At 73.8% G+C, this 19773-nt stretch carries 18 protein-coding genes and 1 pseudogene; 14 read left to right on the top strand and 5 right to left on the bottom strand.

Going from position 1 to position 19773, the window contains the following annotated elements; translation table 11 throughout:
* Positions 1–55: 55 nt before the first annotated feature.
* Positions 56–1171: an alpha/beta hydrolase gene (locus tag MUU72_RS33520; protein WP_248017231.1), complete on the bottom strand. Its 1116-nt coding sequence runs from the start codon at positions 1169–1171 to the stop codon at positions 56–58.
* 140 nt (positions 1172–1311) lie between these two features.
* On the opposite strand from MUU72_RS33520, the gene MUU72_RS33525 reads away from it, so the two are divergent.
* The 6 genes from MUU72_RS33525 (at position 1312) to MUU72_RS33550 (ending at position 6724) form a co-directional block, all read left to right on the top strand.
* Positions 1312–3153, top strand: a complete 1842-nt coding sequence (locus tag MUU72_RS33525) for a phosphatidylglycerol lysyltransferase domain-containing protein (protein WP_248017232.1) — start codon at positions 1312–1314, stop codon at positions 3151–3153.
* A 109-nt stretch (positions 3154–3262) separates the two neighbouring features.
* Positions 3263–4171, top strand: coding sequence for a dihydropteroate synthase (gene folP / locus MUU72_RS33530; protein ID WP_248017233.1), 909 nt, complete (start codon positions 3263–3265; stop codon positions 4169–4171).
* A 5-nt stretch (positions 4172–4176) separates the two neighbouring features.
* Positions 4177–4632: a nuclear transport factor 2 family protein gene (locus tag MUU72_RS33535; RefSeq protein ID WP_248017248.1), complete on the top strand. Its 456-nt coding sequence runs from the start codon at positions 4177–4179 to the stop codon at positions 4630–4632.
* A gap of 399 nt (positions 4633–5031) precedes the next feature.
* The gene (gene folB / locus MUU72_RS33540) at positions 5032–5391 is read left to right on the top strand and encodes a dihydroneopterin aldolase (RefSeq protein WP_248017234.1); all 360 of its coding nucleotides are present in this window, start codon (positions 5032–5034) and stop codon (positions 5389–5391) included.
* Positions 5388–6029, top strand: a complete 642-nt coding sequence (folK, locus tag MUU72_RS33545) for a 2-amino-4-hydroxy-6-hydroxymethyldihydropteridine diphosphokinase (protein WP_248017235.1) — start codon at positions 5388–5390, stop codon at positions 6027–6029. Before folB ends, folK begins: the two co-directional genes overlap by 4 nt.
* 209 nt (positions 6030–6238) lie before the next feature.
* A complete protein-coding gene (locus MUU72_RS33550) occupies positions 6239–6724 on the top strand; it encodes a DUF3180 domain-containing protein (RefSeq protein WP_248017236.1) in 486 nt (161 codons plus the stop codon).
* Positions 6725–6892: 168 nt separating this feature from the next.
* Here the strand turns inward: MUU72_RS33550 and MUU72_RS33555 are convergent, their stop codons facing one another.
* A complete protein-coding gene (locus MUU72_RS33555) occupies positions 6893–8071 on the bottom strand; it encodes an ABC transporter ATP-binding protein (RefSeq protein WP_248017237.1) in 1179 nt (392 codons plus the stop codon).
* A 172-nt stretch (positions 8072–8243) separates the two neighbouring features.
* Here MUU72_RS33555 and MUU72_RS33560 point away from each other — a divergent pair, with 172 nt between their 5' ends.
* From MUU72_RS33560 to MUU72_RS33575, 4 genes are all read left to right on the top strand, one after another.
* Positions 8244–9008 (top strand): ABC transporter permease, encoded by a 765-nt coding sequence (locus MUU72_RS33560; RefSeq protein ID WP_248017238.1) that lies wholly within the window; start codon positions 8244–8246, stop codon positions 9006–9008.
* 2 nt (positions 9009–9010) lie between these two features.
* Positions 9011–9748: an ABC transporter permease gene (locus tag MUU72_RS33565; protein WP_248017239.1), complete on the top strand. Its 738-nt coding sequence runs from the start codon at positions 9011–9013 to the stop codon at positions 9746–9748.
* 155 nt (positions 9749–9903) lie between these two features.
* Positions 9904–10869 carry an ABC transporter substrate-binding protein gene (locus MUU72_RS33570; RefSeq protein WP_248017240.1) on the top strand — a complete coding sequence of 322 codons (966 nt, stop codon included), beginning with the start codon at positions 9904–9906 and terminating at the stop codon, positions 10867–10869.
* A gap of 64 nt (positions 10870–10933) precedes the next feature.
* Positions 10934–12109, top strand: coding sequence for a hypothetical protein (locus MUU72_RS33575; protein WP_248017241.1), 1176 nt, complete (start codon positions 10934–10936; stop codon positions 12107–12109).
* Positions 12110–12289: 180 nt separating this feature from the next.
* On the opposite strand, the gene MUU72_RS33580 is transcribed toward MUU72_RS33575, so the two are convergent.
* The gene (locus tag MUU72_RS33580) at positions 12290–13432 is read right to left on the bottom strand and encodes an NADH-quinone oxidoreductase subunit D (protein ID WP_248017242.1); all 1143 of its coding nucleotides are present in this window, start codon (positions 13430–13432) and stop codon (positions 12290–12292) included.
* Between the two features lie 193 nt (positions 13433–13625).
* Positions 13626–14936, bottom strand: a complete 1311-nt coding sequence (locus MUU72_RS33585; RefSeq protein WP_248017243.1) for an SAM-dependent methyltransferase — start codon at positions 14934–14936, stop codon at positions 13626–13628.
* Positions 14937–15343: 407 nt separating this feature from the next.
* Here MUU72_RS33585 and MUU72_RS33595 point away from each other — a divergent pair, with 407 nt between their 5' ends.
* From MUU72_RS33595 to MUU72_RS33605, 3 genes are all read left to right on the top strand, one after another.
* A complete protein-coding gene (locus MUU72_RS33595; RefSeq protein WP_248017244.1) occupies positions 15344–16549 on the top strand; it encodes a sensor histidine kinase in 1206 nt (401 codons plus the stop codon).
* A gap of 115 nt (positions 16550–16664) precedes the next feature.
* The gene (locus MUU72_RS33600) at positions 16665–17348 is read left to right on the top strand and encodes a response regulator (protein ID WP_248017245.1); all 684 of its coding nucleotides are present in this window, start codon (positions 16665–16667) and stop codon (positions 17346–17348) included.
* 167 nt (positions 17349–17515) lie between these two features.
* Complete coding sequence (locus tag MUU72_RS33605) at positions 17516–18232, top strand: glycoside hydrolase family 75 protein (protein ID WP_248017246.1); 717 nt, start codon at positions 17516–17518, stop codon at positions 18230–18232.
* 92 nt (positions 18233–18324) lie between these two features.
* On the opposite strand, the gene MUU72_RS33610 is transcribed toward MUU72_RS33605, so the two are convergent.
* On the bottom strand, positions 18325–19434 hold the full coding sequence (locus MUU72_RS33610) for a DUF5937 family protein (RefSeq protein ID WP_248017247.1): 1110 nt from the start codon (positions 19432–19434) through the stop codon (positions 18325–18327).
* Between the two features lie 99 nt (positions 19435–19533).
* On the opposite strand from MUU72_RS33610, the pseudogene MUU72_RS33615 reads away from it, so the two are divergent.
* Positions 19534–19773 (top strand): annotated as a pseudogene (locus tag MUU72_RS33615) (hypothetical protein); the annotation flags it as partial.

A 19773-nucleotide genomic window follows, 5' to 3' on the forward strand; every position in this document is an offset into this window, starting at 1 on the left:
CGGGCCGCTGCCGGGAAGTGTGCGGGGGAGCCGCTCGAGCCGCCGCCGGACCGTCTCAGACCTTGAGGTGGCCGCCGAGCCACTCCAGGGCGGCCGGGATCTCCCGGCGCCAGGTGTTGAAGTTGTGGCCGCCGCTGTCGAGGATGATCGACGCGACGGTGGCCGGCGACTTGGTCTGCTCGATGAACCGCAGGGTGTTCTTGTAGTTGCCCTCGCCGTGCCGGCTGCTGGTGACCAGGAGGTTCACCGGGGCGGCGGGCAGGTGCTTCTGCCGCCACAGCAGGTCGTTCTCCCGCTTGAGCCGGTTGCTGCCGCCGAAGAGGTCGCCGGTGGTGGCGTCGATCGGGGCCTTGTAGTCGCCGGAGAGGGAGACGGCGGTGGAGTACGACCCGGGGTTGCGCATGGTGAGCTTGAGCGCGCAGTAGCCGCCGGTGGAGTCGCCCATGATGCCCCAGCTCCTGGCGTCCCGGCCGACGCGGTACTGGCCGCTGATGTCGTGGCGCAGGTCGTGCGCGAAGAACGTCTCGGTCTGGGGGCCGTTGGGTATGTCCACGCACTCGGTGTCCCGCGGCGGGGCCACCGTCGGGCGCATCATGACCAGGACGGTCGGCTGGATGCGGCGGTCCTGGAGCAGGCCGTACTGGGTCTGCGGGTAGTGCAGCTTCTTGTAGAGCGCCTCGGCGGTGCCGGGGTAGCCGGTCAGGACCACGGCCGCCGGGAACTTCTTGCCCGCGTACCGCTTCTGGAAGTACTGCGGCGGCAGGTAGACGTACGCCGGGCTGGAGATCTTGGACTTCTCGCCGCGGATCAGGACCTTGTCCAGCCGGCCGGCCGTCGCCGGGACCGAGGCGCCCTGGATGCTGAGGCGCTCGGTGCCCAGCATCTTGAGGTTGGTGCCGTGCGGGCCGGTCTTGTAGTTCGTGACCACGCCCGGCTCCTGCTCCTGGCCGAAGAGGTCGGCCCAGGAGGCGTAGAAGCCGAAGGTGTTGTTGGCGAACAGGCCGATCGCCGCGAAGAGCGAGACCTGCGTGGCGAGGAGCAGTCCGATGCGGCCGAGCACCGCGCGCCAGTTGCCCTTGGACAGCCGCGGCCACAGCCAGATGGTGAGAGCGAACAGTGCCACCGCGACGAGTACGGCAAGAAGCAGCACTTTCTTGCTGGTGAGACCCATGTGGTGCTTTCTTCCGGGCGGCCGGGCCATCCGGACCGCAAGTGGAACCCCGAGCCCTGAGACGCCGTCATACAGGGCGCAAAAGTCCAGATGCTGCGACTAGGCTCGCACGTTCTCTCGACCGGGGCGACGGGAAAGTGATGTCTGACAGGCTAGATGGCGAAAAGTCGGAGAAGGTTGCGTGGTCTGCGCCACGCTGGCTCCGCGGCCCGCGGCCCTCGTCGGTGCCGGGGCTGGTGGGCACGGCCGGTGTCGTGGTCGGCCTGCTCAATCTGGTGTCGGGCCTCTTCCCGCGGTTCCGGCACAGCCGGGTGCACGCGGTGGCCGAGGTGCTGCCGGGCGCGGTGAGCCCGCTGGCGGCCTCCGCGTCCCTGGTGGTGGGGATCCTGCTGCTCCTGCTGGCCCACGGGCTCAAGCGGCGCAAGCGGCGGGCCTGGGTGGCGGCGGTGGCGCTGCTGCCGGTGGGCATCGCCGCCCAGCTGGTGTACCGCCACTCGGTGCTCGGGGCGGTGCTGTCGCTGGTGCTGCTGGGGTTCCTGATCCGGCACCGGCGGGAGTTCTCGGCACTGCCCGATCCGCGCAGCCGCTGGAAGGCGGTGGCCAACTTCGTCGTGCTGGGCGGCGTCAGCTTCGGCCTCGGCCTGGTGATCGTCAGCTCCCACCCGCACAAGATCATCGGCTCGCCGTCGTTCGGTGAGCGCGCCGAGCACGTGCTGTGGGGGCTCTTCGGCTTCGAGGGCCCGGTGGCGTACACCAACGGGGTGGACTACACCGTCGGCTACTCGCTCGGCGCGCTGGGCCTGCTGACCGTGGCCACCACCGCCTACCTCGCCTTCCGGCCGGAGCACCCGGCGGCCCGGCTGACCGACGAGGACGAGCAGCGGCTGCGGGAGCTGCTGGCCCGGCACGGCGCCCGCGACTCGCTGGGCTACTTCGCGCTGCGCCGGGACAAGGGCGCGGTGTTCTCGCCGTCCGGCAAGGCCGCGGTCTGCTACCGCGTGGTCTCCGGGGTGATGCTGGCCAGCGGCGACCCGATAGGGGACGTCGAGGCGTGGCCGGGCGCGATCGAGCGGTTCATGGAGGAGGCCCGGGCGCACTCCTGGACCCCGGCGGTCACCGGGTGCAGCGAGACCGGCGGCCAGGTCTGGACCCGGGAGACCGGCATGGACGCCCTGGAGCTGGGCGACGAGGCCATCGTGGACGTCGCCGACTTCACGCTCTCCGGCCGCGCGATGCGCAACGTCCGGCAGATGGTCAAGCGCATCGAGCGCAACGGCTACACCACCCGGGTGCGGCGGGTGCGCGACCTGGAGCCGGACGAGCTGGACCGGATCCAGCGGGCGGCGAACGCCTGGCGGGACACCGACACCGAGCGCGGCTTCTCCATGGCGCTGGGCCGGATCGACGCCGAGGCGGACGGCGACGCGGTGATCGCCACCGCGCACCTGGAGCCCGCCGAGGGCGAGGAGCCGGGTCCGTTCGGCGACCTGAAGGCGATGCAGCACTTCGTCCCGTGGGGCAAGGACGGGATCTCGCTGGAGCTGATGCGGCGGGACCGCGGCGCCGACCCGGGGATGAACGAGCTCTTGATCGTGGCCGCGCTCCAGGCGGCCCCAAAGCTGGGCGTCCGGCAGGTGTCGCTGAACTTCGCGGTGTTCCGCTCCTCCCTGGAGCGCGGCGAGAAGCTGGGCGCGGGGCCGGTCCTGCGGGTCTGGCGGGGCATGCTGATCTTCCTGTCCCGCTGGTACCAGATCGAGTCGCTGTACAAGTTCAACGACAAGTTCCAGCCGCGCTGGGAGCCGCGCTTCGTGGTCTTCCGCAACAGCCGGGACATCCCGCGGATCGGGCTGGCGACGCTCCAGGCCGAGGGCTACCTGGAACTGCCGCGGGTGCTGCGCCGCCGGGCGGCCGCCGCACCGCAGCCGTGCGCGCACGTGGACGAGGCGGTGGTGGCCGCCGGGTCCCTGGAGAAGGTGGCGTAACGGGCGCCGGGACGGGCCGCGCCGGTCCCGCCGCGGGACACCCCGGTGGGCGGTCCGCGCAGTCGGCGGCGGCAATCCGGCCGGTCGGCCCACGGCCTACGCTGGTGCCATGAGTACCTTGCGCGGCCGGGTGGCCGGACTGCCGGACTGGGACCGCTGCGCGGTGATGGGCGTCGTGAACGTGACGCCCGATTCGTTCTCCGACGGCGGTGAGTGGTTCGATCCCGAACTCGCCGTCAAGCACGGTCTGGACCTGGTGGCCCAGGGCGCCGACATGGTCGACGTCGGCGGCGAGTCGACCCGGCCCGGCGCGTCCCGGGTGGACGAGGCCGAGGAGCTGCGCCGGGTCGTCCCGGTGGTCCGGGAGCTGGCCGCGGCGGGCGTGGCGGTGTCCGTGGACACCATGCGGGCGTCCGTCGCCGAGCAGGCCGTGGAGGCCGGGGCGCGGCTGGTCAACGACGTGAGCGGGGGCCTGGCCGACCCGGCGATGATCCCTGTGGTCGCCACCCACCACGTCCCGCTGGTGGTGATGCACTGGCGCGGCCAGTCCATCGACATGAACAACCGCGCGGTCTACGCGGACGTCGTCGGCGAGGTGGTGGACGAGCTGGCGCGGAGCGTGGAGCGCGCGGTCGCCGGCGGGGTGGACCCGCAGCGGATCGTCATCGACCCGGGCCTGGGCTTCGCCAAGAACGCCGGGCACGACCTGGCGCTGGTCGCCCACCTGGCCCGGCTGCGGTCGCTGGGCCGGCCGCTGCTGGTGGCCGCTTCGAGGAAACGGTTCCTGGGCAGGGTGCTGGCAGGCGGCGAGGGTGCCGCTCCACCGCCGGCCCGGGAGCGGGACGCCGCCACGGCGGCGGTGTCGGCGATCGTGGCGCGAGAGGGGGCCTGGGCGGTGCGGGTGCATGAGGTCAGGGCGAGCGCGGACGCGGTGCGGGTGGCCCGTGCCGTGGAGGAGGCGGCGCAGGCGGCCGGCGCTCCGGTGGGCGGTACGGCGACGACGACGGGGACGAAGTGAGCGGCCTGGGCCCGCGGACGGACATCGAACTGGTCGAAGAGGCCAACACCGCGCTGTACGAGACCATCGAGCGCGGTGACCACGAGGCGCTGTCCGCGATGTGGCTGGACGGTCAGGTGAGCGTGGTCCACCCGGGGTGGCCGGTGCTGCGCGGGCGCGGGGAGGTGCTCCGGTCGTACGCGCTGATCATGGCGAACACCGAGTACATCCAGTTCTTCCTGACCGATGTGGAGATCGACGTCCTCGGGGACACCGCGCTGGTGACCTGCACGGAGAACATCCTCAGCGGCGGCCCGGCGGAGGACGACGGCTCGGTGGGGCCGCTGATCGGCCAGCTGGTGGTGGCGACCAACGTCTTCCGGCGCACCGAGGAGGGCTGGCGGGTCTGGTCGCACCACGGCTCGCCGGTGCTCGCCGACCGCGAGGACGAGGACGAGGAGGAGGACGGCGAGGACGAGTAGTCCCCGCCACCGGCTCCGGCTCCCCCCGTTCCGTCCCAGTCCTCGGACATGTGAGTGGGTTCACAAGCGCCGGCGGAACCGGGGCGGGCCCGGTGGCGCCCGGCGTCAGCGCGCGGGCCGGGGCGCACCCGTTCGAGCCAAGTGCGGTACGGGTAGGGGTGGGGCGGGCCTGCGCGGGTAAGAGGCCGCGCGGACGATCTCGCATGCTCTGCCGGGCTGCCCGCGCGACGCGGCCTAGCAGGGGAACGGAGCCTTGTCCATAGCCCCCATGGGCGAGCGCTGTCGGTGCTCGCAGGTAGATTCGAATGGGGCAGAGTCGCCGGACCCGTCCGGCGGGTTGCCCGGAATCCGACGAACAGTGGCGCCGCGGGTGCCGCCGGACCAGTGGGAGTGATTCGCGTGGATCGTGTCGCGCTGCGTGGGCTGAAGGCCAGAGGGCACCACGGGGTGTTCCCCCGGGAGCGCGAGGAAGGCCAGACCTTCATCGTCGACCTGGTCCTCGGCCTGGACACCCGCCCGGCGGCGGCCACCGACGATCTCGCGAAGACCGTCCACTACGGCGTCGTCGCCGAGGAGGTGGTGGCCGTCGTGGAGGGCGAGCCCGTCGACCTCATCGAGACCCTGGCGGAGCGCATCGCCGACCAGTGCCTGAAGCACGAGGGGGTGCAGGAGGTCGAGGTGGTGGTCCACAAGCCGGACGCGCCGATCACCGTCCCCTTCGATGACGTGACCATCACCATCACTCGGAGCCGAGTATGAAAACCACCCGCCATCCGGCCCCCGCCACCGCCTCCCGCCCCGCCCACCACGTCAACGACCCGACCGTGCAGCCGGTCCCCGCCTCCGTGGTGGAGCAGGTGGACGCGGCGGACGTCACGCTCTCCAACCCCAAGCGCGCGGTGATCTCGCTGGGCAGCAACCTCGGCAACCGCCTGGAGACGCTCCAGGGTGCCGTGGACGCGCTGGAGGACACCCCCGGCGTGCGGGTCAAGGCGGTCTCCCCGGTCTACGAGACCGAGCCGTGGGGCGTCGAGCCGGGCTCCCAGCCCTCGTACTTCAACGCCGTGGTGCTGATCAAGACGACCCTGCCGCCGGAGTCCCTCCTGGAGCGCGGGCACGCCATCGAGGAAGCCTTCGAGCGGGTCCGGGACGAGCGCTGGGGCCCGCGCACCATCGACGTCGACATCGTCGCCTACCAGGACGTCGTCTCCGACGACCCGCTGCTGACGCTGCCGCACCCGCGCGCCCACGAGCGGGCGTTCGTCCTGGTGCCGTGGCACGACATCGACCCGGAGGCGGAGGTTCCGGGCCGCGGTGCGGTGGCCGCGCTGCTGGCCTCCCTCGGCAGCGCGGGCGTGGCTCCCCGGGCCGACCTGGAACTGCGGCTGCCGGAGTAGTCGTTAGGGTTGCGGGCCGGATGCGTACGGCGGCGGTGCGCCGGGGACGCCCGCGGCGCTGATGTACTGGCGCGTGGACGTCCGCGCGCGGCGCGCCCGCGCGGGTGCGCGGCCGGCCGGACACGGCGGCCGCACGATCAGGTGCGGCCGGGAGCAGACACGGCCACCGCGGCAGGGGTGGCCGGGACGGTGCGAGGGGCGATCGCTCGGTGAAGCAGCTACGGATCAGAATCCTGGCCGGGGTGTTCGTGGTGGCCGGGGTCCTGGCCTGGGCGGGCGCCCGGCTGTGGGACTCGTTCGGCACCCTCCCCAGCGTGCCGGTGGCGGCGCCGATCGTGCTGGCGCTGATCGCCGTGGTGCTGGCCGCCACCGCGCTCTCGCTGCGGGCCCGGCTGCGGGCGCAGCGCGAGCGGCGGCCCGGTGCCAAGGGCGTCGATCCGCTGGTGGCGGCCCGGGCGGTGGTCTTCGGGCAGGCGAGCGCGCTGGTGGCGTCGCTGGTCGCCGGGCTCTACGGCGGTGTGGGGGTCTTCCTGCTGACCTCGGGGGTGGACGACGCGCGCCGCGGGCAGGCGGTCTACGCCGGGCTGTCGGTGCTGGCCGGCGCGGGCGTGGTCGCCGCCGCGATCTTCCTGGAGCGGGTCTGCAAGCTGCCGGAGGGGGACGACGACGAGGGGCCCGGGGCGGCGCGGGCCTGACGGCCCCGGACGCCCGGCTGCGGCCCCGGGCCGGCCGTCGGGGCCGGACCCCGTTCCCGCTCCCCTTCTCTTTCCCGTACCTGTCCCCGGCCCGGCTCTCGGCCCCTGTCCCGGACCGCCTTCCGGACCGCCTTCCGGACTGCCCTCCGGCCCGTTTCCCGGCGAGGGTCAGGTGCTCGGGACGGAGTCGAGGGCGACCTCCTCGCGCGGGAGGTCGGCGGCGTCCGCGGTGGTGGCGCGGCGCAGCGCGCCGTGCAGCCCGGCGGGGGTCAGGACACCGAGGTAGCGGTCGCCGTCGAGGACCGCGAGCCAGCCCGCGTCGTGCTGGAGCAGGGTGCTCAGCGCCTCCCGGAGCGGGGCGCCCAGCGGCAGCGCGGCGGTCATCGGGCGGGCCAGCGCGTGGACGGGGGCCGAGCGGTCCGCGGCGGGGCCGCCGGGCGCGGTGAGCGCGTCGGCCGCGACCCAGCCGTAGGGCGCGCCGTCGGCGTCCAGGACGACGGCCCAGGGGGCCCCGGCGGCGGCGAGGGCGTCCGCGGCCCGGGCGGCCGGGTCGTCGGCGCGGACCACCGGCGGCTCTTCGAGGTCGGCGGCCTCGACGGGGGTGACCGCGAGCCGCTTCAGACCGCGGTCGGCGCCGACGAACTCCGCGGTGTACGGGGTCGCGGGGGCGCCCAGCACCGTCGCCGGGGTGTCCAGCTGCTCGATCCGCCCGGCGCCGTAGACGGCGATCCGGTCGCCGAGCCGGACCGCCTCCTCGATGTCGTGGGTGACGAACAGCACCGTCTTGTGGAGCGTGGACTGGAGCCGCAGGAACTCGTTCTGGAGGTGCTCGCGGACGACCGGGTCGACCGCGCCGAAGGGCTCGTCCATCAGCAGCACGGGCGGGTCGGCGGCGAGCGCGCGGGCCACCCCGACGCGCTGGCGCTGGCCGCCGGAGAGCTGGTCGGGGTAGCGGTCGCCGTAGACGGACGGGTCCAGGCCGACCAGGTCGAGGAGTTCGGCGGCCCGGGCGCGGGCCGCCTTGCGGGGGCGGCCGAGGAGGTGCGGGACGGTGGCGGTGTTGTCCAGCACGGTCTTGTGGGGGAAGAGCCCGACCTGCTGGATGACGTAGCCGATGCGGCGGCGGAGTTCGACCGGGTCGGCGTCGGCGAGGTCCTCGCCGTCGAGGAGTATGCGGCCGCTGGTCGGCTCGATGAGCCGGTTCACCATCTTCATCGTGGTGGTCTTGCCGCAGCCGGACGGGCCGACGAGGGTGATCAGTTCGCCCTTGGCGACCTCGAAGGAGAGGTCGTCGACGGCGGTGGTGCCGTCGGCGTAGCGCTTGGTGACGTGCTCGAAGCGGATCATGAATTCCCCCTGTGTGGACGGGCCCCATTGTGTACGCGCCGTGCGCGGGTGCCGTGAACGCGGTGTTGCGAGTGGATGCCGGGCCGGGGCGATTGTCAGTGGTGGGGGTTAGGGTCGCAGACAGTCACCACGGTATCGGCGAGCGGGGGAGGTGACGGCGGTGGAGGCACCGGTGCGCGCGACGGAGGCGCTGACGGGGCTTCGGTCCCTGGCCCAGGGCGGCGGTCCCGGCTGCCTGGAGCGGAACGACTGGATCTGCGGGGAGTATCTGCGCACCCGGAGCCAGGAGTTGCTGTCCGCCACGCTCCAGCACATCGGCATCACGGCGGTCTCGGTGCTCATCGGGCTGCTGATCGCCTTTCCGCTGGCGCTGCTGGCGCGGCACCGGCGGGGCGTCGCCGGGCCGGTCCTGGGCCTGACGACGGTGCTGTACACGGTGCCGTCGCTGGCGATGTTCGCGCTGCTGACCCCGGTCTTCGGGGTCTCGCCGGCGGTGGTCGTCACGGGCCTGGTGCTGTATTCGCTGACGATCCTGGTGCGCAACGTCCTCGCCGGGCTGGACGCGGTGCCCGCCGAGGTGCGGGAGGCCGCCCGCGGGATGGGCTACGGGCCGGCCCGGCTGCTCCTCGAGGTGGAACTCCCGCTGGCGCTGCCCGCCCTGGTGGCCGGTGTGCGGATCGCCACGGTCTCGACGGTGGCGATGACGACGATCGGCTCGGTGGTCGGCTACGGCGGCCTGGGCAACCTCATAGCCAGCGGTATGGAGGGCTTCTTCAAGGCGGAGGTGCTGACCGCGTCGGTGCTGTGCGTCCTGCTGGCGCTGGCGGCCGATCTGCTCCTGCTCGGGGTGCAGCGGCTGCTGACGCCGTGGACGCGGGCCCGGACCGGGGGCCGCCGGGTGCGGCGCCCGGCGCCGGTGGCGAAGGCGGTGGGGTGAGCGTGGACGCGATCACGGGAGCCTGGCAGTGGCTGGCCACGGCCGCCAACTGGGCCGGCGAGAAGGGCGTGTGGCACCGCCTCGGGGAGCACCTGTGGCTCAGCGGGGTGTGCCTGCTGCTGTCCTGCCTGATAGCGCTGCCCCTGGCGCTGTGGCTGGGGCACATCGGCAAGGGCGGGGCGCTGGCGGTCAACGTCTCCAACGTGGGGCGGGCGGTGCCGACGTTCGCGGTGCTGGTGCTGCTGACGCTGTCCCCGCTGGGGACGCACGGCGACTGGCCGACGCTGATCGCGCTGGTGCTTTTCGCGGTGCCGCCGCTGCTGACCAACGTCCACCTCGGCATCCGGGAGGCGGATCGCGATGTGGTCGAGGCGGCCCGGGGGATGGGGATGTCCGGCGGGCAGCTGCTGTGGCGGGTGGAGATACCCCTGGCCTACCCGCTGATCATGACGGGGCTGCGTTCGGCCGCGGTCCAGGTGGTGGCCACCGCGACGCTGGCGGCCCTGGCCGGCGGCGGGGGGCTGGGCCGGATCATCACCGCCGGCTTCGGCAACTACGACACCGCACAGGTGGTCGCCGGGGCCGTCCTGGTGGCGCTGCTGGCCCTGCTGGTGGAGGGCGTGCTGGTGCTGCTGGACCGAGCCTGCGACCCGATGCGGGGGCGGCGGCGCGCCGTGCGGGGGAAGGCCCCGGCCCCGCCCCCCGGCCCGGCCCCGCGCCAGGACCCGCAACCGACCTGAGCCGTCGATCGACCTGAGCCGGCAATCGACCTGAGTCGTCATCCGGCCTGAGTCGTCATCCGGCCTGAGCCTCACCCGACCCGAGCCTCGACCGACCCGAGCCCCAACCGACCCGACGTCACGTGACCGGGTCCGAACGGACGGAGTGGAATTCCATGAGCAGCACAGCGCGCGCGGCGCGCACCGCGTTCGCCGCGGGCACAGTGGTGGCGCTGGCGGCCGGGCTGGCCGCGTGCGGCGGGCAGAGCCTGGAGGAGAAGGGCGGCCGGGGCAGCGGCGGCGGGAAGGGCGAGATCGTCATCGGCGCGGCGGGATTCACCGAGTCGAAGGTGCTCGCCGAGATCTATTCTCGCGTGCTCGCCGATGCCGGTTACCGCCCCCGGGTGCAGACGCTGACCAATCGCGAGCTGTATGAACCGGCCCTGGAGAAGGGCCAGATCGATGTCGTTCCGGAATATGCCTCCACGCTCGCGGAATTCCTCAACGCGAAGAAGAACGGCGCCCAGGCGAGGCCGGTGGCGTCCAGCGACATCGGCGCGACGGTCGCGGCGCTGGAGAAGCTCGCCGCACCGCGCGGACTGAAGGTGCTGGCGGCGGGCCGGGCCACCGATCAGAACGCCTTCGCGGTCACCCGGGAATTCGCCGCCGCGCACAAGCTCCGCACGCTGTCCGACCTCGGCCGTTCGCAGCAGAAGATCAAACTCGCGGCCGGTGAGGAGTGCGAGACGCGGGTGTTCTGCAAGCCCGGTCTGGAGAAGACCTACGGCATCACCGTCGCGGGCATCGACCCCAAGGGCGTGGGCACGCCGCAGGCCAAGCAGGCGGTCAAGGACGGCACCGACCAACTCGTGCTGACCACCACCACGGACGCCACCCTCGACAACTTCGGCCTGGTCCTTCTCCAGGACGACAAGAAGCTCCAGAACGCCGACAATGTGCTGCCGGTGGTGAATGCCGAGAAGGCCGGCGACAAGGAGATCGAGACCGCGCTGAACAAGATCACCAAGGTGCTCACCACCGAGGACTTGATCAACTTGAACCGCAAGGTCGATGCCGAGCGCTTGAAGCCCGCCGATGTCGCCCAGGCGTATTTGGAGTCCAAGGGACTGGTCAAGAAGTAACCAGCGGGAAACGGATGCGTATGCGGGGCCCCATAGGTCCCGCACGCACGGTAAGTTTCTGGCCATGTCACGAGGACGCCACCGCCATTCCCCACCCCTCCACCGGCTGCTTCCTCCAACGGCGGTCGCCGGTGCGTCCCTTGCCTGCGCCACCGGCGCGTGGTTCGTCGGCGACGACCTCGTGCAGCGGGTGCTCGCCGCCGGCGCCGCGGCCGCCGCGGTCACCGGCGCCGTCCTGCTGCGCACCTGGGACCGCACGGCCGGCAAGCGGGTCGCCGAACTCACCCGCGCCCGGGCCCGCGACGAGTGGCGCACCGAGGAGCGGATCGCGGAGTTGGAGACGGACGTCGAGGAGGCGCGCGAGATCCGCGCCGCCCTGGACGCCAAGCTCCGTGCCAAGCGCGCCGAACTCGCCCGCCTGCGCAGCGAGCACGCCGCCCTGCTGCGCCGCTACGCCAACGCCGAGACCGAGCGCGCCAGCGCGCTGGAGGGCCGCCGGCTGCTCGCCATCGAGGCCGGGCAGCCCTCCTTTGACGACCGGTTGCTCCCGGCCCGCCGCGACGCGGCCGCCGACACCGGCCGCCCGGCCCCGGCCGACCCGGACACCGCCCGCACGGGCCGGCCGGCCGCCTCCTACGCCCAGGCGGACCGCGCCCTGCGCGACCTGGTCCGCAACGCCGCCCGGCAGCGCGCCGCCGCCCGGGGCGACGGCCGGGACGGCACCGGCGACGGCGGGAAGCCCGAGGCCCGCACCGAGGGGAAGTCCGGGGCGGCCGCCGCGCAGGGGACGGGCGGGCCGGCGCTCCGCCCGGTGCCGGCCGCCGCCGCGATCGCTCCGGCCCGCCCGGCCGTGCCGCGCACGCTCGGCGGTTTCGACTTCTTCGGCAACGCCACCGTCCCCCGCCGCCAGGCCATCGCGCCCATGGAGGAGGACCTCGCGGACGTCGTCGGCGACGAGGCGCTCGCCGAGCAGTCGGCCCGCGCGAAGGCCCGTACGGCCGCCCGTACGGCAGATGCCGGTACGGCGGAGGCCCGCCAGGCGGACGCCCGCAAGCCGGACGCCCGTGAGACGGCCGCGCAGCAGGCCGCCGGGGACGCGGCCGCGGACGGCGGCGAGGCGTCCGGCGCCCCGGCCGCCGACGGGGAGACCACCCACGGCGCGGGCGAGGTCATCGACCTGACCGCCCACGACGAGACCGAACAGCTCGACCTCGCGGAACTGCGCACCGCCATCTCCTGAACCACCGGCACCGGCGCGGCGGCGAGGCGTCCCGCACCCGGACCACGACGGCGGGCGCCGCCCACACCCTGTGGACGGCGCCCGCCACGGCGTTCTCCGGGAGCGCGCGGCCGCCGCGCGCCACCGGGCCGGCCCCGGTCACGTGCCGACGGTCACGCGTCGATGGTCATGTGCCGATGGTCACTTGTCGATGTCGCCGACCACGAAGAACATCGAGCCCAGGATGGCGACCATGTCGGCGACCAGCGTCCCCGGCAGCAGCTCGGTCAGCGCCTGGATGTTGTTGTACGACGCCGAGCGCAGCTTGAGGCGGTACGGGGTCTTCTCGCCCTTGGAGACGAGGTAGTAGCCGTTGATGCCGAGGGGGTTCTCGGTCCACGCGTAGGTCGTGCCCTCCGGGGCCTTGAGGACCTTCGGCAGCCGCTGGTTGACCGGCCCGGGCGGCAGCTCCGCGATCCGGTCCAGGCAGGCGTCGGCGAGGGCCAGGGCGTTGTGGGTCTGCTCCAGCAGGCACTCGAAGCGGGCCAGGCAGTCGCCCTCCTCCCTGGTGACCACCTTGAGCACCGACCCCAGCTCCCCGTACGCCAGATACGGCTCGTCGCGCCGCAGGTCGAAGTCGACCCCGGAGGCGCGGGCGATCGGCCCGGAGACGCCGTAGGCGTGCACCGCCTCCCGGGAGAGCACCCCGATGCCCCGGGTGCGCCCGCGGAAGATCTCGTTCCCGAGGACGAGGTCGTCGAAGACGCCCATCCGGGAGCGGACGTCGGCGACCGCCTGCCGGGCCCGGCCGAGCCAGCCGGCCGGGAGGTCCTCCTTCAGACCGCCGACGCGGTTGAACATGTAGTGCATCCGGCCGCCGGAGATCTCCTCCATCACCGTCTGGAGCTCCTCCCGCTCCCGGAAGGCGTAGAAGACCGGGGTGATGCCGCCCAGCTCCAGCGGATACGAGCCGAGGAACATCAGGTGGTTCAGCACGCGGTTCAGCTCGGCGAGCAGGGTGCGCAGCCACACCGCGCGCTCGGGCACCTCCATGCCCAGCATCCGCTCGACGCCGAGCACCACGCCCAGCTCGTTGGAGAACGCCGACAGCCAGTCGTGGCGGTTGGCGAGCATGATGATCTGGCGGTAGTCGCGCGCCTCGAAGAGCTTCTCGGCGCCCCGGTGCATGTAGCCGATCACCGGCTCGGCCTGCCGGATGCGCTCCCCGTCCAGGACCAGGCGCAGCCGTAGCACGCCGTGCGTGGAGGGGTGCTGCGGGCCGATGTTCAACACCATGTCGGTGCTCTCCGCCGCGCCGCCGATGCCGACCGTCGTCTCCGTCATGGGGACAGTGTCGCAGGGCGGCCCGCCCCGATGCGGCCCGGTCCGTGGTGTGGAACGCACGGGTCCGGGGGCTGGTCGGGGCTGGTCAGGGGCCGGTCCGGGGGGTCAGGACGGGGCGGGAGCGGGGGGCGGGAGCGGGGGGCGGGAACGGGGCGGTCCGGCGGTCAGACGGCCAGGGCTTTCGCCGGGCCGGTCAGTGGGGGTCGCCAGAGGGGAGGTCAGGGGTGAGCAGTCCGGTGCAGGCGGTTCCGCCGGCCGGTTGGAGGAGCCAGGTGAAGGCGCCGAGGCCGGCGGGGTCGGTGAGTTCGGCGGCCTGTCCGGCGCGGGCGAGGGCCCGCACGTAGCGGGTGGGGTCGGAAGTGGCCAGGGAGAGCGGCGGACGTCCGCCCGAGACGCCCAGGGCGTGCAGCGCGGTGCGCTGGGTCAGCAACTCGGCGCCCGGCCCGGCGCAGGCGTCCAGGGCGACATGCGCGGTGAGGTCGCAGCTGCCGTCCGGCACCGGGGCGACCTCGCGGCCCGCCCGGAACCCGGTGAGGGAGCCGAACGGGGGCCGGTCGGCGCGCCGGTGGGCGTAGTCGGCGGCGACCGCCAGCCCGGTACGCAGGGTGCGGACGGCGCGGGCCCAGGCGGCGTCCCGGGGGCGGCCGATCTCGGCGCGCAGCCCGGGGGCGGGGGACGGGCCGGGGCCGGCGGCGTCCGGCGCGACCGGCGGCCACCAGCGGGCGAGCCACTCCGCGTCCGGCCCGTCCACCGGCGCGCCCAGCCGTTCGGCGCCGTCGGCGCGGACCAGGACCCGGCGCGGTACCCCGTCGGCGTCCGTCTCGACGACGTCCAGCGGCACGTTGTCCAGCCACTCGTTGGCGAACAGCAGACCGGTCAGCGAGCCCGGCGCGGGCAGGTCGGCGCGCCAGTCGATACGGGGGTCGAGCCCCGGGGGGCGCGGGGCGCGTTCCACGGCGTGCGGGCGGACCCGCGCGGCCACCTCCTCCGGGAGCGCGGCCAGCACCCCGGTCAGCAGCTCGCCGCGGCCCGCGCCGACGTCGACCAGGGCCAGCTCGGCCGGGTGGCCGAGCGCGGTGTCGACGCGGCGGAGGAGGGCGGCGACGGCACCCGCGTACAGCGGGGAGGCGTGGACGGAGGTCCGGAAGTGCCCGGCGGGGCCGGGTCCACCGGGCCGGGTGTAGAAGCCGTCGGGGCCGTAGAGCGCCCGCTCGGCGGCGTCCTGCCAGGTGCGCCACTCGGCGGGGCCGGGCGTGCCGGGGGCGGAGGTGCCGTGGTCGGGCGTGCCGTGGTCGGGCGTGTCCGGGCTGGACGCGGCGCGGCCCGATGCGCCGGGGCCGGTCGGGTCGCGGTCGGACGTGCGGTGGCCGGACGTGCCGGGACCGGATGTGCCGGGCGGAGCGCCGGGGGCGTCGGGCGGGTCCTCCGGCAGGGCGTTCCCGGCGTTTCGGGTGGCGTCCGCCGCGGTCTCGTCCGCCACTGTCCCCTCTCCCTCTCTCGTCACAGGCACCACGGTACGGGGGCCGGGGTGCGGCGCCGGGCGCGTGGGGCTGCCAGGACGGGCCGGACGGGGTGGGCGCAGGCCGACGGGGCGGGAGGGAGCCGACGGGGCGGGAGGGAGCCGACGGCGGGCCGGAGGGCGCGGGGGCGGGCCGGAGGGGGCGCGGACGGGACGTCGACCCGTGGTGTGACGCGGGCCGGCGGTATGAGCCGCGGCGGAGGAGGAAACCCCAGGTCGCAGGCGTGATCCGCGGCCCGGCGCCGAGCGCTCCGCACCAGGCGCTCACCGATCGGCCCCAGGCACGCCACAAATGGCGCATCCGGCCTCCACCTTGGGGAGTAGAGGGCCTCGAAGAGGATCGCCCCTCCGGTTGACTCCGCTGCCCTTCCGCCCTGCCTACGCTGGGTTACGTGCAGCGTCTCTATGACTTCTTCCGCAGGCACCCGACGGGGGTGGACAGCTTCTGGGCTTTCCTCCTCTTCGGGTTCAACGGCCTGTGGGTCGTCGCCCAGACGGGCCTTCGCGAGAAGTTCGTCGCCCTGGCCCTGACCTTCGGCCTGTGCCTGGTCATCGCGCTGCGCCGCAAGTACCCGGTCAAGATGCTGCTGCTGGCCACCGCCCTCGCCCTCGGCCAGCTGGCCCTGAACCTCCGGCCCAACCCCGGCGACTTCGCCCTCCTGGTGATCATCTACACCGTCGCCTCCGAGACCTCCGCCCGCCGCTGGGCCTCACGCTTCGCACTGATCGGCGCCCTGCTCGGCCCCGCCCTGTCCCAGTTCCGCTTCCGGGAGAACCCGGTCGCCCTGCCGGTGTGGGCGCTGCTGTTCTTCATGGGGCTGCTCACCGTCCCCTTCGTGCTGGCCTGGGTGCTCGGCGACTCGGTACGCACCCGCCGGGCCTACTGGGCCCAGGTGGAGGAGAAGGCCGCCCGGCTGGAGCGGGAGCGCGAGGCGCAGTCCCGGATCGCGGTCGCGGCCGAGCGCGCCCGCATCGCCCGCGAACTGCACGACGTCGTCGCGCACAACGTCTCGGTCATGGTCGTCCAGGCCGACGGCGCCGCCTACGTCCTGGACGCCGCGCCCGAGCAGGCCCGGCAGGCACTGGAGACGATCTCCGGTACGGGGCGGCAGGCGCTCGCCGAGATGCGCCGGCTGCTGGGCGTCCTGCGCACCGGCGAGCAGGCCGAGGGCGGGGAGTACGTCCCGCAGCCCGGCGTCGAGCAGCTCGCGGACCTCATAGACCAGGTCAGGGGCGCGGGCCTGCCGGTGGACTTCCGGGTGCTGGGCGAGCCGCGCGCGCTGCCCAGCGGTGTCGAGCTGACCGCCTACCGCATCGTCCAGGAGGCGCTGACCAACACCCGCAAGCACGGCGGCCCCGGTGTCAGCGCCACCGTGCGCCTGACCTACCGGGCCGACGACCTCGATCTGCTGGTCGAGGACGACGGCCGCGGCGCGCAGCACGAGCTGTACGAGGGGGGCGGGGAGGACGGCCTCGGCCACGGCCTGATCGGTATGCGCGAACGGGTCGGCATGGTCGGCGGCCTCCTGGACGCCGGCCCGCGCCCCGGCGGCGGCTTCCGCGTCAACGCCGTCCTCCCGCTGAAGGCGGACCGGTGAGGCGCCGGCGCCCCCATCCGCCCGCTCCCGGCACGGCTCGCCGCCCGGCCCCGCGCCACCGCCCCGTACGCTCGCCCCAGCCGCCCCGGCCGACCCCCGAAGGGACCCTCCTGCCATGACCATCCGCGTGATGCTCGTCGATGACCAGGTGCTGCTGCGCACCGGCTTCCGGATGGTGCTGGCCGCACAGCCCGACATGGAGGTCGTCGCCGAGGCGGGGAACGGGGCCGAGGCCCTGGAGGTGCTGCGGACCGCCACGGTGGACGTGATCCTCATGGACGTCCGGATGCCGCACCTCGACGGCGTCGAGGCCACCCGACGGATCTGCGGCGGCGGGCAGCCGGAGGGCGCCCCGAAGGTCCTCATCCTGACCACCTTCGACCTGGACGAGTACGCCTTCTCCGCGCTCAAGGCCGGGGCCAGCGGCTTCATGCTCAAGGACGTACCGCCGAGCGAGCTCCTCGCCGCGATCCGCGCGGTGCACAGTGGCGACGCGGTCGTCGCGCCGTCCACCACCCGCCGCCTCCTGGACCGCTTCACGCCGATGCTGCCCGCCACGGCCGGTGAGCCCGCCCGGCCCGAACTGGGGCGGCTGACCGAGCGCGAGCGGGAGGTCCTGCTGCTGGTCGCCCAGGGGCTGTCGAACGGCGAGATCGCGGCGCGGCTGGTGCTGTCCGAGGCAACGGTCAAGACCCACGTGGGCCGCATCCTGACGAAGCTGAACCTCCGGGACCGGGTGCAGGCGGTGGTCCTCGCGTACGAGACCGGACTGGTGCGGGCCGGGGGCGCGGGGGCGTAGCGGCGTCCGGGGTGCGGGGCGCAGGGTCGCCCGCCCGGCCGGTGCCGGCCCGGCCGGGCGACCTCCGCGGCCCTCGCTCCTGGCCGGAACGATGCCTTGACGCGAACACGTAAACAAGAGCAGATTGACGCGCGGTAAGGAAACTTTCCTAACAGAGGGGTTTTCCTGTGCGCAGCAGAACGCTCGCTCTCGCCACCGCCTCCGGCGCCGCCCTCCTCGCCGCCGCGGCCCTGCCCGCCACCGCCCAGCCGGCCGCCCACCGCCCCGCGCCCGCCGCCCGGCACACCCCGCTCCAGGAGGGCTCGGTCCCGGCGGCCCAACTGCTCGCCAAGCTCAAGAGCTGTACGCAGCTGTCGCACGGCAAATACAGCACCGACGAGGGGACCGCGGCCACCGTCCCGGTCTGCGGCAAGAACGGCGCGGTCTTCTGGAAGGCCGATATGGACATCGACTGCGACGGGCAGATCACCTCGCAGTGCAACGCGGACACGGACCCGTGGTTCCAGGACGACACCCGCTTCCACCAGTCCGACGGCAAACCGCTGAACGCCGCCAAACTGCCGTACGTCGTGGTGCCCGGCACCAGCGGCATCTGGAACTACGAGTCCGCGGGCATCAAGGGCGGCGGTGTGGTCGCGATCATCTACAACAACCAGGTCGAGTACGCCGTCGTCGGCGACACCGGCCCCAACAAGATCATCGGTGAGGCGTCCTACGCGGCCGCCAAGGGCCTGGGCATCGACCCCGACCCGGAGAACGGCGGCGCCGACTCCGGGGTCACCTATCTGCTGTTCACCAACTCCCAGGCGTCGCCGATCGAGAACCACGCCGCCGCGGTCAGCCGCGGCGACACCCTGGCCAAGAAGTTCCTCCAGGAGAACTGAGCGGGGGGAGAGGGGAGGGGCGGCGCCGGCTCCGGGGCGAGGTCCGGGGCGGGGCTGGCTCCGGGGGCCGGGGCCGGCGTGGTCCCGCGCGCTCAGCGGAGTACGCCCTCCAGGAAGTCGCTGCCCAGCCGGGCCACCACCTGGAGGTCCAGCTGGTGCAGGACGTACCGGCCGCGGCGCCGGGTCTGGAGCAGCCCCGCCTTCTTCAGCACCGCGATGTGCCGCGACACCTCCGGCGAGGTGATCCCGAACGCCGTCGCCAGCTCACCGGTCGTGTGCGGCCCCCGCGACAACGTCCGGCACAGCTGCATCCGCATGGGATGGCCGAGCGCCTCCAGCCGCTGCTGGACGAGTTCCAGCGTGGCCGGGGCGGGCAACTCCGGGCTGGCGACCGGGTATTGCAGCACCGGGCGCCAGCCAGGGGCGTGGCTGAACAGCAGGTGCGGCCAGCCGAACGACGTCGGGATGAACGTGACCCCCGGGTCCGCGGGATCGGAGAACGCCGTGGTGCGGCTGCGGGCCAGCTTGTCGACCAGGATCCGGGTGGGCCTGCTGCCGTCCTGCGGCTCGTCCAGCGTCAGCGCCCGCGAGGTGGCGGTCAGCGTCTCGGCCAGTCCGTTGCGGCGCAGCAGGTCGGTCTTGTGCCGGGCGTCGGCGGCCAGTTGGATGCCCACCCGCCGCCAGATGTCCCCGAAGAACGCCTGCTCACAGTCCTCGAACAGGCGGCGCAGCCACACCCGCAGGCCGTCCGGGTCGGTCAGCATCCGGTCCGTGAAGGCCGCCTGGCGCGGGCCCCGGGCGGCCGCCATCTCCCGTACCCGCGCCCGCTCTTCCGCGTCGACCAGCGGCGACGGCGTGGGGACGGTGTAACGCGGCGAGCAGGTGATCTCGAAGACGGCCGCCACGAACCGCTCGTCATCGATCCTGTCCAGCTCGTCCAGATCCTCGGCCAGCGACGCCCCGGGGCGCGCGGGCAGCAGGATGTCGGAGCGGGAGGACCGCCACAGGAAGTCCGCCTCGCACAGCCGGTCGGCGAGGTCGGTTTTCAGCCCCGCGTTGGTCGCGGTGACCCAGCCGTGCAGCCCGGGGTGGTGGCCCGGCTCGGACAGCGCGTGCAGCGCGGCACCCAGCTCGGCGAGCGGGGAGGGCGCGAACACGATGCGCTCCGGCGGCAGTCCGGTGATGTCGATGACGTTGGCCATGTGCCCATCATGCGTGAGGCCCTGACCTGCGCTGTCGTCGATTGACGGCTCTCGTCAATCGACGAGCCAGGGGCGGCCGGGCCGCTTCAGAGTGAGGGCATGGACATCACGCAGCAGCACCTCCTCGACACCTACCGTGCCGCCCGGCGGGGCGAGGCCGCTCCGCCCGCACCGGCCGACGCCACCGTGCGCGCCGTCCGTGAGATCCGGCAGTGGCGCCGCTTCCGGGCCGTGGTCACCGGCCCGGCGGAGCGGTGGTGGGGGCGCGAGGGCCGGCTGGCCCGGGCCGCCACCCGCCAGTCCGAGGAGACCCGCACGACGCTGTTCCACAGGTGGTTC

The organism is Streptomyces rhizoryzae (assembly GCF_023155275.1).
Taxonomy (GTDB): Bacteria; Actinomycetota; Actinomycetes; order Streptomycetales; family Streptomycetaceae; genus Streptomyces; species Streptomyces rhizoryzae.

Coding starts and splice junctions, on each gene's coding strand:
- MUU72_RS33520 (WP_248017231.1), bottom strand. CDS start 1,171: ATGGGTCTCACCAGCAAGAAAGTGCTGCTTCTTGCCGTACTCGTCGCG.
- MUU72_RS33610 (WP_248017247.1), bottom strand. CDS start 19,434: ATGGCCAACGTCATCGACATCACCGGACTGCCGCCGGAGCGCATCGTG.
- folK (WP_248017235.1), top strand. CDS start 5,388: ATGAAAACCACCCGCCATCCGGCCCCCGCCACCGCCTCCCGCCCCGCC.
- folP (WP_248017233.1), top strand. CDS start 3,263: ATGAGTACCTTGCGCGGCCGGGTGGCCGGACTGCCGGACTGGGACCGC.
- MUU72_RS33525 (WP_248017232.1), top strand. CDS start 1,312: ATGTCTGACAGGCTAGATGGCGAAAAGTCGGAGAAGGTTGCGTGGTCT.
- MUU72_RS33600 (WP_248017245.1), top strand. CDS start 16,665: ATGACCATCCGCGTGATGCTCGTCGATGACCAGGTGCTGCTGCGCACC.
- MUU72_RS33570 (WP_248017240.1), top strand. CDS start 9,904: ATGAGCAGCACAGCGCGCGCGGCGCGCACCGCGTTCGCCGCGGGCACA.
- MUU72_RS33580 (WP_248017242.1), bottom strand. CDS start 13,432: ATGACGGAGACGACGGTCGGCATCGGCGGCGCGGCGGAGAGCACCGAC.
- MUU72_RS33575 (WP_248017241.1), top strand. CDS start 10,934: ATGTCACGAGGACGCCACCGCCATTCCCCACCCCTCCACCGGCTGCTT.
- MUU72_RS33555 (WP_248017237.1), bottom strand. CDS start 8,071: ATGATCCGCTTCGAGCACGTCACCAAGCGCTACGCCGACGGCACCACC.